We start from the raw sequence: 12,176 nt of genomic DNA, 5'->3' as shown, positions 1-12,176 counted from the left end.
TAGTTCGAGGTGGGGCTTTACCACTTTGCTCCCGGATAAGTGCGTTGCAGGTATTGTAATTCTGTTAAGATATAACCGAGTTGTTCTGTATGAATTCCTTTCTTACCACCCGACTGCATAAATACATTTTCAGGAACAGGGAGTTTTGCTTCATCAAACACTGCCGTTACTTTTTCTGTCCATGATTGTTTGATGGAAGCAAGGTCAATGCCCATTGCTGTTTCATAATCTGCTGCTTCAAACAGTTCGCCGGTGTAACGCCACAGTTCATCAATGGCATGCAGTATACGTTTATGACTTTCTTCTGTTCCATCGCCCAAACGAATCACCCATTCACTGCTCCAACGAAGGTGATAGGTTGTTTCTTTAATAGCTTTTGCTGCAATAGCTGCTAACTGTTCATTACTGCTTTGTTGCAGTTGTTGAAACAGTAAATGTTGAAATTGGCTGAAGAGAAATTGACGTAAGATGCTTTGTCCCCAATCGCCACTCTCCAGTTCAACAAGCAATAAATTTTTAAACTCCCGTTCTGTTCTCAAATAGGCTAATGAATCTTCAGTTGATCCATCATTCATCAATGAAGCAGCGTATTGATAAAAATTTCTTGCCTGCCCGAGTAAGTCCAATGAGATATTGGTGATGGCAATATCCTGTTCCAGTATTGGTCCATGTCCACACCACTCACTGTTTCGTTGAGAAAGAATAAGCGTTGTGTCTGCTAAATGTAGCGTATAGTTGATTAGAGAATTATCCATTGAAAAATTATCAATTAAGATCACATATGCTTCACCTCATCAGGCAAATCATAAAAAGTAGGATGACGGTATACTTTATCATTCGCAGGATCGTATAAACTTTCTGCTTCATCAGGATTACTCGCATGAATGTAATTGCTTTCAACCACCCAGATGCTTACACCTTCCATTCGTCGTGTATAAACATCACGTGCATTTTCAATGGCCATTTGTGCATCAGCAGCTTTTAAACTACCCACATGTTTGTGATCGAGACCTTGCTTGCTGCGGATGAATACTTCCCACAAAGGCCAGGCGGCCGCATCAGCTTGTGTCTGATAATTACTGCCTCCTCCTTTTTCTTCAGGAATATCGCCGTAATAAAATTTTCTTATCTGAAAGTTCATCATTCAAAATTTTAAGATTAATCAAGCTGCTGCCAAAGTCCCTCCTTTGGAGGGATTTAGGGAGGCCTTTTGTTTCTCCGCATGCGCTGCCGCTGCTTCACGCACCCATCTTCCTTCTTCGTGTGCTTTGCGGCGTGCTTCTAAACGTTGTTTGTTACAAGGACCATTTCCTTTCACCACATTCCAGAATTCGTTCCAGTCAATTTCACCAAAATCGTAATGACCACGTTCTTCATTCCATTTCAAATCCGGATCGGGCAAGGTCATACCTAACAATTTCACCTGTTCAACCGCCATGTCTACAAACTGCTGACGCAGCTCATCATTTGTTTTGCGTTTGATCTTCCACTTCATGCTTTGATCGCTGTTGGTGCTTTCACTATCCTTAGGTCCAAACATCATCAGGCTCGGCCACCACCATCTGTTGATGGCGTCCTGGCACATCGCTTTTTGTTCATCGGTTCCTTTTGATAAAACAAGCAACGATTCAAATCCCTGGCGTTGATGAAAACTTTCTTCTTTACAAATTCGCACCATCGCTCTGGCATATGGTCCGTAGCTGGTGCGGCACAACATTACCTGATTGAGAATGGCAGCGCCATCCACCAACCAACCGATGGCACCCATATCGGCCCATGTTAAAGTGGGATAATTAAAGATGGAAGAGTATTTGGCTTTGCCGCTGTGCAGGTCGTCGATCATTTGTTCACGACTCATGCCCAATGTTTCAGCAGCACAATAGAGGTACAAACCATGTCCGGCTTCATCCTGCACCTTCGCCATCAGAATAGCCTTGCGTTTGAGCGATGGAGCACGGGAAATCCAGTTGCCTTCGGGCAACATACCCACAATTTCGCTGTGCGCATGCTGACTGATCTGCCGGATATTCGTTTTCCGGTAGGCATCGGGCATCCATTCCTTTGGCTCGATCTTTATTTCCTGATCGATCTTCGATTGAAATACTTGTTCAAAATCGTGTACTGACATAACAATGCTTTAGAAACCACAAATTTAGTCAAAACTAACGCCTGTTTGTGGTTTTTGTTTATTGTTTGTACAGATTATCTCATGCTAAAATGTGAGTGCTTACTTCACATCAAAATCAACCGTTACGTTTGCGGTTGTGGGGTGGGCCTGACAGGTAAGAATAAAACCCTGTTCAATTTCCTCCTGCTCTAAACCCCAATGAACATCCATTTTTACTTCACCTTCCAATAGCTTGGCTTTGCAGGTGCAGCATACACCGCCTTTGCAGGCATAAGGCACATCGGCACCTTGTTGCATAGCAGCATCAAGAATGGTTGTATCGCTGTTGAGCGGAATGGAGAAATCAAAACTCCGTCCATCTAACTTAACCGTAATATTGCTTTGCGGGCCGTTTGATTCGTACTTCGTACTTCTTACCTCTGACTTCTTATTTTGTCCCGGTGTAGTAAACAATTCAAAGTGAATTTTCTTTTCAGCTACGCCGTTGCTTTCTAAAAATTCTTTTACAGAAAAGATCATGTCTTCCGGTCCGCAAATGAAAAACTCATCAGCTGTTTTTACATCCAGCAGTTTGTCGAAGAGATCGCTGCATTTGTCTTTGGTAATTCTGCCGAAATTCAGATCCGCATCTGTTTTTTCCCTGCTTAAAATATGAATGAGGTTAAACCGGTTGATGTATTTATTCTTCAACCCTTCCAGTTCTTCAAAGAAAATAATAGATGAACGGGTTTTGTTTCCATACACCAAAGTGAACGTACTATCCGGTTCAATTGCCAGGGTTGTTTTGATAATGGAAAGAAGAGGAGTGATACCGCTGCCTGCCGCAAAAGCCACATAATTTTTTCTGTTGGCTGCATCAAGTGTTGTGTAGAAACGACCGATGGGCGTCATTACTTCCATCACATCATTCATCTTGAGTTGCTCGTTGGCAAAGTTGGAAAACAAACCACCCTCTACTTTTTTGATGGCTACTTTCAGTTGATGTTCTAATGGACTACTGCAAATGGAATAAGTACGTCTTACTTCTTCACCATTGATGGTGGCACGCATGGTAAGGCTTTGTCCTTGTGTAAAGTTGAATTCTTCTTTCAGATTTTCGGGCACATCAAACAAAACAGAAACACAGTCGCTGGTTTCTTTCTTAACCTCTTTCACTTTCAACGCATGGAAATGGATAGACATATGGCAATCAAAAAATTAATCCTTTTTATTCTTTTAAGCAGCTTTTGTTGTGCAATTTGAACAATCCGCTAATAATTTTTCAGCAACTCCTGAATGGTTTGTTTCAGCAAAAGGCTGTCTGTTTGCGCCTTCGGTAGTAAAACTGAAAGGCACAGCGCAAGTATAAAACAGGTATTTCATTGGAAAAGCAATCAGCTTGATGTGAAGTAATGGAGCAATCTTATTTTCTTAACCCGTCGATCATGATCAACACCATATTGTCTTCCAGCTCAGGACCACTGATCTTGGCAGTGGAACGGTGCCAGCTTTCAATGCCACTTACTGAATGAAGCAGAATAACAACTGCTGTTGGGGCATCAATTTTTTTGATCTCGCCTTTTTTCATTCCTTCTTCAATGATCAATGCAAAACGTTTCCTGTAATTACGACGCTGCGTGTGGAAGTTGGAGCGATAAGGCTCATCGAGGTGTTTCCACTCTCTGTCGCTCACCATTACTTCTTCGTAGTTGTCGATCATCTGCTGGATATGAAAGCGAAGCAGCGTCTCGATCTTTTTGATCGGACTCAAACTGCCACTTTCAATTTCATCCAAATGCAGGTTAAAGCGATTGGCTACATTAAAACATACCGATTCCAGAATCTCGTTCTTGGAGCGGATGTGGTTGTACAAGCTGGCTGCTTCGATACCAAGGTTCTCAGCCAGGTCTCTCATACTGGCTGCACCAAAACCTTTTTCCCTGAAGAGGGCGGCGCCGGCTTTTACAATGAGGTCTTTGCGGTTGCCATTCTTTGGCACTTTCAGTTTTCCCATGTAACAAATGTAATGTGTTTGTGTCTTTTTTTAAAAATACCGTTTGGTGGGTATGGCAAGGGTTTTTAATGCAAAGTAAATTTGAGGTATCAACAAAGCAATTGATACTACCTGCAGAAAGTTGAGCTGCGACCATTGCCTCGTTTTTACTGGTAGATCAGGTTGCCCCAAACCAATAAAATCAATCAAATGAAACAAAAACTTCTTTTCCTCGCCCTTGTTTGCGGAGCTATAATGATGGCTGCCCCCGCAAAAGCCCAGTCTGACTATTATTATTATGAAAGCATCTCCAACCCCAGCAAAACCATTAATTTTCTGATTGGTGTGTATGTAACAAAAAATGAATTTATTACCCGTGATGATGGTACCGGCTACACAAAGATCCGCATGGCGGTCATTAACCAGGAGGGAGCCGATCCCCTGAAATGGAGCGATTATAAAGTGTATATCAAGTTAAAGAACAACGAAATGTTCTATAATTATACCACACAGGCCAAAGATGGCGACCTCGCCTGCACGTGGACGGTACCAGCCGGACAAAACCACATTCAGTATATCTGTTTTGATAAAGCTTTTGACATTAATCAGATCGATATGATCTGGCTGGGCATGAGCGATAATAAGTTTTTCGACCTCGTTCGTAGCGATAAGAAGTAAAACGGGTTTTTAATCATCGTAAGCGTTGCCGGTAATGGCAACGCTTTTTTTATGCATTCTTTCATGGATAGGTCTGTAGCCATTACCTTTGTCCGCATCCGTAAAAAGCGGAAAACTTAAAAACAAACTCCCATTATGTCGTTAGTAGTTGTTGGTTCCATGGCCTTTGATGCAATTGAAACCCCTTTTGGTAAAAGTGATAAGATCATTGGCGGTGCGGCTACCTATATTGCCTGGAGCGCTTCAAACTTTACCCAACCCATCAAACAACTGAGTGTTGTTGGCGGCGATTTTCCGAAAGAGGAATTGCACATGCTGGAAGCAAGAGGTGTGGTTACAGAAGGCGTTGACATTAAAGAAGACGAAAAATCATTTTTCTGGAGTGGCCGCTACCATCTGGACATGAACACCCGTGATACGCTGGATACACAGCTGAACGTGTTGGCGAATTTTAACCCGGTAGTGCCAGATAGTTACCAGGATTGTGAGTTCCTGATGCTGGGGAATCTGGTGCCAGCCGTACAGAATTCTGTGATCGATCAAATGAAGAACAAACCCAAACTAGTTGTGCTCGATACCATGAATTTCTGGATGGAAATTGCCATGCCCGATCTTGAAAAAGTGTTGAGTAAAGTGGATGTGTTGATGGTGAATGACAGCGAAGCCCGCCAGTTGAGTGCACAATACTCGTTGGTGAAAGCGGCAAAAGTGATCATGAACATGGGTCCGAAATACCTGGTGATCAAGAAAGGCGAACATGGAGCTTTGCTCTTTCACGAAGACAAAGTGTTTTTCGCTCCTGCGTTGCCGTTAGAAGATGTGTTTGATCCAACAGGTGCGGGCGATACATTTGCGGGCGGATTTATTGGTCATATTGCAAAAACAAAAGACATCAGCTTTGAAAATATGAAGACGGCTATTATTGTAGGTAGTGCCATGGCCAGCTTCTGTGTTGAAAAATTCGGCACCACACGGTTGAAAGAAATTTCAAAAGAAGAAATTGATGCCCGTATTCAACAGTTTGTACAACTGGTGAGTTTTGATATTGAGTTGGTGTGATAAAACAATTGATATTTTTAAAGAACGCCTCCCGACTTATCGGGGGTCGTTCTTGTTTGCTGAAAATGCATTTGATTACTTTTTTGGAGATAGCTTGTCATTTGTGCGATAGGAAAAAATCGGCGTATTTGCTGCACACCCTAGTCTTTAGAGATTTCTCCTGCGTCGAAATGACGATACTCCGAATATTTTAGAACCCTGCGGTTACTCAAACCAACTGCACCGTCATGTCGAGGCACGAGACATCTCAACAACCTGAGGTTGCAAAGTCTAATCAGGCTAATTAATTTCTGTTATGGAGAGTGAAACTAGAGCAGATTTAAAATCACAACGGACTCTTCACATGCGTTGTAATCAACACCCGTTTCAAACTCCGGTCAATTAATTCGCCCATACTGCTGCATCTTGAAAATACAGGATCTTCATAGTGATCTGCTAATTCACTACCAAGTTGTTTGATCTTTTCCTTGGTTGAAATTTCATCTTTCACCAGCACATCACGCAGATCGGTTAAACGGTAGCGTTCTTCTTTGATACGCCGTGCAATCAAGGCACGTTCTTCCTGTTGATATTGCATCATCACATCTTTATTAAAGTGCGTAAGCGCCATGTCAACGTACGGAAAGTTTTCTTTGAAGTATTGGGGCAGATAGATCTTCAAGCTTCCTTCAAAAAACTGCTGATCAAAATCAATGGCACGGATGCGGAACTGGAAGTCATCAAAGTCTGGCGTAATATCAAACACAAAATTATAGGCACGCATATCGCCCAGTAAACGCACAAAACAACGCTCATTAAATTTTACAAACTCTTTGCCGATTCGTTTTGCATTAAACTCCGGTCGGTTGCTGTACAAGGGCAAAAACACATCGCCCGGAATACCGGCAATATGTTCTTCCACTAACGTGTTCTCATCTACCAGATAATTCAATTGATTGGGCGATAGAATATGCTCCAGCTCCAACCCATACACCCGTGATGCATCAGGAACTTTTACATAGAAATAATCATGCACATCGTTATAACTGTTTACGATCTTGATGCGGAAGGGATGTGTATTGCCAAACGTGCAGTAATCAATGCGTTCAATGTACAAATGCTTCTGTACTTTAATATCGCCACCTGCTTTTAACATCGCATACACCTGCTTGAGGCCGGTATGAATATCTTCGATCTGATCCTGTGTATAGATCACGCTTTCCCACAACGTATCTTTTCCACGTGCATCAATAACAGGAATTGTTTCTAAGAAAAATTTCAGTTGCTGGTACGATACAGGTAATCGTTTTTCACGCTGGTACGTTTGCAGATACTTGCGTAATGCTTTGTTAACGGGGTAAATGATTTTTTTGCGGGTGATCATACATGCAAACTTCAGCTTCCTGTTAAAGATAATTCATATCGGTACGCAGATGCGTTGCTGATTTTCATCATTAGAACCGGCGGGCAAGTACTACTTGTTTCTTAAACCGCTTTACTTTTCCCTGCAGGTTAAATACTTCGGTAAAGATCACATACGGCCCAAGCGGCAACGGTTGAAATTTATCATTCAATCCATCCCAACGGAAATTTCCCTGCTGACTGCAAACAGTATTTCGCTGCAATGCTTTTACCGGACGACCGGCCGCATCAAATACTGTTATGCTCATCACATAACCGGTTTCAGGGAACCGATAGCCGATGGTTACAAAATCATCGTTGCCATCATTATCGGGAGAAAATACTTCAGGAGTTGCTGTCACCTCACCTTGTACCTGCAAGTCTAAACGAAACTGCGAGTTTTGATAAGATGGCGTTCCATAGCCAACATCTTTGGCGGCACTATGCCAGTTATCTTTATTTTGAGTAGCAGCGTTTGGATCAATGCGCTCCAACGCAACACCTTCCGGATTATTGATCAATGCAAAATGCCATTTCTCATCGTAGGCGAGTTCATCAATTACCAACCCGCCATTATCACTTAACACAACTGTTCCGCTGGCATCCGGATACGAAGGCATGGAAGACAGATTGAGAAACGCAGAAAGATTTTTTGCAGTGAACTGTCGTTTTACAATTTGCTCATCGGCACTTAATACATAGTACTCACCTGGAAACATCGCAAGATCATTTGCACTAAATGGACGCATACTGGCTATTACACCTGCACTGCTTCTGTTAGCCAGCAATACATTTTTCAGATTGATGATCTTATTGCTTCGATTGTAGATCTCCACATAGTCGGTTCCATCACTGGTTGGGTTAAACAACACTTCGTTGATGATCAAATCATTTGCTGCAACTGCTGAACTGATTCCCGCTTTGGTTTGATTAAAAGCAGCAATGCGGTTGCCTTTACAATCAGTAACGTTACTGGCGGTAATTGTATAAGTTGTTCCGGCCTGTAATGCATTGCTGAGTGTTAGTTGTACCATATTGAACAATGGTGCAATACAAATAGCAGAAAGCGGTGAACCGATACCGTTACTGATCTGGTAGTTGGCTGCTGTAGCAGCTGACAAACTATCTAACGGTTCATCAAAACTCAATAGTATAGTTGTATTGTCAATGGCGAATGCTTTGAGCAAAGCAGGAGGTATTTGATCGGTATTGGTTCCGTCAACAGAGTTTTTTATACCGGGTGTTCCACCTCGTGGATCGATACTCGCCCGCCAGTTATTGACTCCGCTGCAAGGATTGTTGACATCGATTATTTCAAGTGTCCAGCCACCATCACTTTTTACTGTATTGTTAAACCAGTTAAGATTGTATTCGACAGCATGAATCGTAGAGCCATTGTTGCTGCGGATAAAAATCAATTCACCTGTATTATCAAGAGAAGGAAAACTTGTAACGCCGAAAGTGCGGCCATACTGTTGCATGGTTGCTGCGGCAGCTGTGCCGCAAATAATAGCACTGCTATCGGGTTGTAATAAGAAGTTGGGTAGTGCTCCGCTTACTCCGCCGGCATCGCCAACACGCCAGTTTTGAAGATTGATAGCAGCGTTGGTTGTATTGCGTATTTCGATCCATTCATTATTGGGTAACCCGATTTGCGGCGTAGGGTCGCTCATGATCTCCGTGATCACAATTGCATAACGGTTTTGCGCAAACGAACTGTTGCCGTGCACACACGAACAAACAATCGTTACAATAAAATACAGAAAACGAAGCATGCTTTAAAAATAACATTAATCAAACGATTGCGTAAAAACCTTATTGAAATTTCTAAAACAATTTGGTGAAACGCAGATTCAGCTTTACTTTTGAATTTCATGATGATTATTAAACATACAAAACGCACAAAGAAACAGTTCCGCAAGGGAAGGTAACATTGTACGTTGTGTTGTAAACATAATAACAGGCCTTCCCGAAATGGAAGGCCTTATTTTTTTCCACCCGTCAGATGCCCTCGTCGGACGGAATTATTAATCAAACAAAAAAATTCTGTCAGATGAGGGCGTCGGACAGAAACAAAACAAAACACAAAATGAAAGTTGCAGTAGTTGGCGCTACAGGTCTTGTAGGTACCAAAATGTTACAGGTATTAGCAGAAAGAAATTTTCCCGTTACTGAATTAATTCCCGTTGCCAGTGAACGTTCTATTGGTAAAGAAGTAGAGTTTAAGGGAAAGAAATACAAAGTGGTCAGTATGACGGATGCAATAGCTGCCAAACCTGCTGTGGCTTTATTCAGTGCCGGTGGTGGTACTTCAACAGAGTGGGCACCAAAGTTTGCAGAAGCCGGTATAACCGTGATCGATAACTCCAGTGCATGGCGCATGGACCCAACAAAAAAATTAGTGGTACCTGAAGTAAATGCTGATGTATTAACAGCCGAGGATAAAGTAATTGCAAACCCAAACTGTTCTACTATTCAAATGGTGGTGGCATTGCAACCGCTGCATAAAAAATACCAGATCAAACGTGTGGTTGTATCAACCTACCAGAGTGTAACAGGTACGGGTGTAAAAGCAGTTGATCAGTTGTTGAATGAGCGAAAAGGAATTGTTGGTGAAATGGCATATAAATATCCAATTGATCTGAATGTGATTCCGCAGATCGATGTGTTCCTTGAAAACGGTTACACCAAAGAAGAAATGAAAATGGTGAAAGAAACCTGCAAGATCATGGGCGATGATTCCATTCGTGTAACGGCAACTACTGTACGTATACCTGTAATGGGCGGACATAGTGAAAGTGTAAACGTTGAGTTTGCAAATGATTTCGACCTGAATGAAGTGAAATCATTGCTCAGTTCTGCGCCCGGTATTGTAGTTGTTGACGATCCTGCTACACAGCAATACCCAATGCCAATGGATGCGCATGAAAAAGATGATGTGTTTGTTGGTCGTTTACGCAGAGATGAAACACAGGCCAACACATTAAATATGTGGATCGTTAGTGATAACCTTCGTAAAGGTGCGGCAACGAATGCAGTACAAATTGCAGAGTATTTAAGCGGCAAAGGTTTGTTGTAATGGTGGCAACGGCTTCCAGCCGTCAGAGCCAAAAAAACTTAACACAAAAAAGAGCGCTTCATATGAAGCGCTCTTTTATTATTGTTACCAGTATAAAACAAAATTTGTTCAGCAGAGTTGCTAACCTTCATCCTTCGACGAGCTCAGGAGTTAGCAACTCTTTATTCACCTGCATGCAATCCTTCATTCAAAAACTGTAACAATGGTTGCAGTGTTTCAAAATTTGTACATACTTTTTTAACCAGGTCTTTTGAAGTAAGATCAGCATCTGAAAATTGTTGCATTCCAACCCAGCTTTTCAATTTCAGGTATTCAATGGCCGGATTATCGGCTTCATATCCTTTTGGTGGCCGGCTCAACTTCATGTCGCCTTCTGTTGATAAATCACCAAACACCGCTTTGAATTTTTTACTGTTGATGATCTTGAAAAATTCTTTCCAGTTATAATCAATTTCCTGGCGCACATTTTTTATCTGATCGGGAGGTGCCATATACAAACCACCACCACCAAAGGCAGCACCGGGTTCACAATGAAAATAGTAACCTGCACTGATACCTTTCTTTCCATCTTTATTAATGTACGCTCCCATGTTTGATTTGTAAGGACTCTTGTCTTTACTGAAGCGTACATCACGGTTAATGCGGAAGATGCAGTCTTTTGCAGCAAGATGTGCAATAGAAGGATCTTTTTTGCCGTGTTTTTCAATCACTGTATCAACAAAGCCGATAAAATCTGATTTGGCAGCATCGTATGCTTTTCGATTCGCATCAAACCAGGGTTTATTGTTATTCTTTTTTAAGTCCTTTAGAAATTTAAGTGTAGCAGTTTGCAGCATAAGAAAGCGTTTTGTAAAACAAATTGACAAAATCTTTATTGTTTTACAAAACGCTTTTCACCAAGAATAGTTTAAATGGTTACGCACATAATTTACCGGGCGAAATGCCATACACTTTTTTAAACGACTTAATGAGGCAATTGGGGTCTTCATACCCAAGCTCATAGGCTACTTGTGAAACGGAACGGTGCGAGTCTTGAATAATGTTCCGGGCGAGCATCATTTTTTGCTCCAGGTAGTATTCATAGATTGGTTTGCCATGTACTTTTTTAAAATGCCGTTTGAGCGAACTTAGGCTCATATTGTATTCTTTGGCAAACACTTTCAAATCAGGTAATGCAATCTTCAAAAAGCTGCTTAGCTGCGCACTTAAGGCTTCCATTTCTACAGCATAGGAAAGATGTTTACAGTTAGCTTTTTCATTCATTACAGCTGCTTTTTCAAACAACTGATTCAACAGGCCAAGAATATTTACACGTAAGGCAAGTGATTCTGTTGCGCCTCTTTGTAATAAACTGATAATTTTTTTCAGGTATTGTAATGATTCAACGTTAATGATTGCAGTTAAATCATTTGTACTGCAGAGAGGTTGCAGTTGAATAATATAATCTTCAATAACGGATGCATTGTTGCCATAATTTGCCTCAACCCAGCAACTACTGAAAGAAAGTGCAACAATAATATCAGATTGTATATTTTTTTGTTTTACGGCTCCCGGCTTGTAAATAATTCGACGATTAGTTAAACTATCAGCTGCTGTTTGACAGACCAGTAATTCTGCTGTTTGCTGATTACTGCAATAAAAAAGTTGATAGTTACTCTTAATACCCGCTTTGCCGTAAAGGTTTTGTAACTGGGCTTTGCCGGGCGATTGTAGAAATGAATAACTGATAAAAAGCCCATCTTCAATACGGATGTGTAAGCCTTGTTCAAGTACACAGGAAATCGGTAGCTGTGAGTTGCTCTTTGTTGTGGTGTGCAGATGAGGTTGCATATGTTTTCGGTTTGGTTAGGGGTGTTAAAATACCCTTACGAAACTTCTGA

Annotated in this window: 12 protein-coding genes; 3 read left to right on the top strand and 9 right to left on the bottom strand. The window is 41.6% G+C overall.

From position 1 onward, the window contains the following. Positions 1 to 17 precede the first annotated feature (17 nt). The 5 genes from paaC to WG989_RS04175 form a co-directional block, all read right to left on the bottom strand. Positions 18 to 755, bottom strand: coding sequence for a 1,2-phenylacetyl-CoA epoxidase subunit PaaC (paaC, locus tag WG989_RS04195; RefSeq protein ID WP_340427575.1), 738 nt, complete (start codon positions 753 to 755; stop codon positions 18 to 20). A gap of 20 nt (positions 756 to 775) precedes the next feature. Next, positions 776 to 1,141, bottom strand: coding sequence for a 1,2-phenylacetyl-CoA epoxidase subunit PaaB (paaB, locus tag WG989_RS04190; RefSeq protein ID WP_445298473.1), 366 nt, complete (start codon positions 1,139 to 1,141; stop codon positions 776 to 778). A gap of 21 nt (positions 1,142 to 1,162) precedes the next feature. Then, a complete protein-coding gene (gene paaA, locus WG989_RS04185; RefSeq protein WP_340427574.1) occupies positions 1,163 to 2,128 on the bottom strand; it encodes a 1,2-phenylacetyl-CoA epoxidase subunit PaaA in 966 nt (321 codons plus the stop codon). A gap of 99 nt (positions 2,129 to 2,227) precedes the next feature. Further along, on the bottom strand, positions 2,228 to 3,310 hold the full coding sequence (gene paaE, locus WG989_RS04180; protein WP_340427573.1) for a 1,2-phenylacetyl-CoA epoxidase subunit PaaE: 1,083 nt from the start codon (positions 3,308 to 3,310) through the stop codon (positions 2,228 to 2,230). 220 nt (positions 3,311 to 3,530) lie between these two features. Then, positions 3,531 to 4,121 (bottom strand): TetR/AcrR family transcriptional regulator, encoded by a 591-nt coding sequence (locus WG989_RS04175; protein ID WP_340427572.1) that lies wholly within the window; start codon positions 4,119 to 4,121, stop codon positions 3,531 to 3,533. 189 nt (positions 4,122 to 4,310) lie between these two features. Between WG989_RS04175 and WG989_RS04170 the strand changes: the two genes are divergently transcribed. Together WG989_RS04170 and WG989_RS04165 are read left to right on the top strand one after the other, a co-directional pair. Then, the gene (locus WG989_RS04170) at positions 4,311 to 4,778 is read left to right on the top strand and encodes a hypothetical protein (RefSeq protein WP_340427571.1); all 468 of its coding nucleotides are present in this window, start codon (positions 4,311 to 4,313) and stop codon (positions 4,776 to 4,778) included. A gap of 135 nt (positions 4,779 to 4,913) precedes the next feature. Further along, on the top strand, positions 4,914 to 5,837 hold the full coding sequence (locus WG989_RS04165) for a PfkB family carbohydrate kinase (protein ID WP_340427570.1): 924 nt from the start codon (positions 4,914 to 4,916) through the stop codon (positions 5,835 to 5,837). Positions 5,838 to 6,162: 325 nt separating this feature from the next. Here the strand turns inward: WG989_RS04165 and WG989_RS04160 are convergent, their stop codons facing one another. Both WG989_RS04160 and WG989_RS04155 read right to left on the bottom strand, forming a co-directional pair. Then, the gene (locus tag WG989_RS04160) at positions 6,163 to 7,200 is read right to left on the bottom strand and encodes a hypothetical protein (RefSeq protein ID WP_340427568.1); all 1,038 of its coding nucleotides are present in this window, start codon (positions 7,198 to 7,200) and stop codon (positions 6,163 to 6,165) included. 70 nt (positions 7,201 to 7,270) lie between these two features. Continuing rightward, positions 7,271 to 8,992 (bottom strand): lamin tail domain-containing protein, encoded by a 1,722-nt coding sequence (locus WG989_RS04155; RefSeq protein ID WP_340427566.1) that lies wholly within the window; start codon positions 8,990 to 8,992, stop codon positions 7,271 to 7,273. A gap of 314 nt (positions 8,993 to 9,306) precedes the next feature. Between WG989_RS04155 and WG989_RS04150 the strand changes: the two genes are divergently transcribed. Further along, positions 9,307 to 10,296, top strand: a complete 990-nt coding sequence (locus tag WG989_RS04150; protein WP_340427564.1) for an aspartate-semialdehyde dehydrogenase — start codon at positions 9,307 to 9,309, stop codon at positions 10,294 to 10,296. A 161-nt stretch (positions 10,297 to 10,457) separates the two neighbouring features. On the opposite strand, the gene WG989_RS04145 is transcribed toward WG989_RS04150, so the two are convergent. Together WG989_RS04145 and WG989_RS04140 are read right to left on the bottom strand one after the other, a co-directional pair. After that, positions 10,458 to 11,132 (bottom strand): DUF2461 domain-containing protein, encoded by a 675-nt coding sequence (locus tag WG989_RS04145; RefSeq protein ID WP_340427563.1) that lies wholly within the window; start codon positions 11,130 to 11,132, stop codon positions 10,458 to 10,460. A gap of 79 nt (positions 11,133 to 11,211) precedes the next feature. Next, the gene (locus WG989_RS04140; RefSeq protein ID WP_340427562.1) at positions 11,212 to 12,126 is read right to left on the bottom strand and encodes a helix-turn-helix domain-containing protein; all 915 of its coding nucleotides are present in this window, start codon (positions 12,124 to 12,126) and stop codon (positions 11,212 to 11,214) included. Between the last annotated feature and the right edge of the window lie 50 nt (positions 12,127 to 12,176).

Source organism: Lacibacter sp. H407, from assembly GCF_037892605.1.
Classification (GTDB): Bacteria; Bacteroidota; Bacteroidia; order Chitinophagales; family Chitinophagaceae; genus Lacibacter.
This window is presented reverse-complemented; position numbering and strand designations above follow the sequence as displayed.

Excerpts from the sequence above, each read along its gene's own strand:
- paaB (WP_445298473.1), bottom strand. The coding sequence starts at position 1,141 with ATGAACTTTCAGATAAGAAAATTTTATTACGGCGATATTCCTGAAGAA.
- WG989_RS04160 (WP_340427568.1), bottom strand. The coding sequence starts at position 7,200 with ATGATCACCCGCAAAAAAATCATTTACCCCGTTAACAAAGCATTACGC.
- paaA (WP_340427574.1), bottom strand. The coding sequence starts at position 2,128 with ATGTCAGTACACGATTTTGAACAAGTATTTCAATCGAAGATCGATCAG.
- WG989_RS04155 (WP_340427566.1), bottom strand. The coding sequence starts at position 8,992 with ATGCTTCGTTTTCTGTATTTTATTGTAACGATTGTTTGTTCGTGTGTG.
- paaC (WP_340427575.1), bottom strand. The coding sequence starts at position 755 with ATGGATAATTCTCTAATCAACTATACGCTACATTTAGCAGACACAACG.
- WG989_RS04165 (WP_340427570.1), top strand. The coding sequence starts at position 4,914 with ATGTCGTTAGTAGTTGTTGGTTCCATGGCCTTTGATGCAATTGAAACC.
- WG989_RS04140 (WP_340427562.1), bottom strand. The coding sequence starts at position 12,126 with ATGCAACCTCATCTGCACACCACAACAAAGAGCAACTCACAGCTACCG.
- paaE (WP_340427573.1), bottom strand. The coding sequence starts at position 3,310 with ATGTCTATCCATTTCCATGCGTTGAAAGTGAAAGAGGTTAAGAAAGAA.
- WG989_RS04145 (WP_340427563.1), bottom strand. The coding sequence starts at position 11,132 with ATGCTGCAAACTGCTACACTTAAATTTCTAAAGGACTTAAAAAAGAAT.
- WG989_RS04175 (WP_340427572.1), bottom strand. The coding sequence starts at position 4,121 with ATGGGAAAACTGAAAGTGCCAAAGAATGGCAACCGCAAAGACCTCATT.
- WG989_RS04170 (WP_340427571.1), top strand. The coding sequence starts at position 4,311 with ATGAAACAAAAACTTCTTTTCCTCGCCCTTGTTTGCGGAGCTATAATG.
- WG989_RS04150 (WP_340427564.1), top strand. The coding sequence starts at position 9,307 with ATGAAAGTTGCAGTAGTTGGCGCTACAGGTCTTGTAGGTACCAAAATG.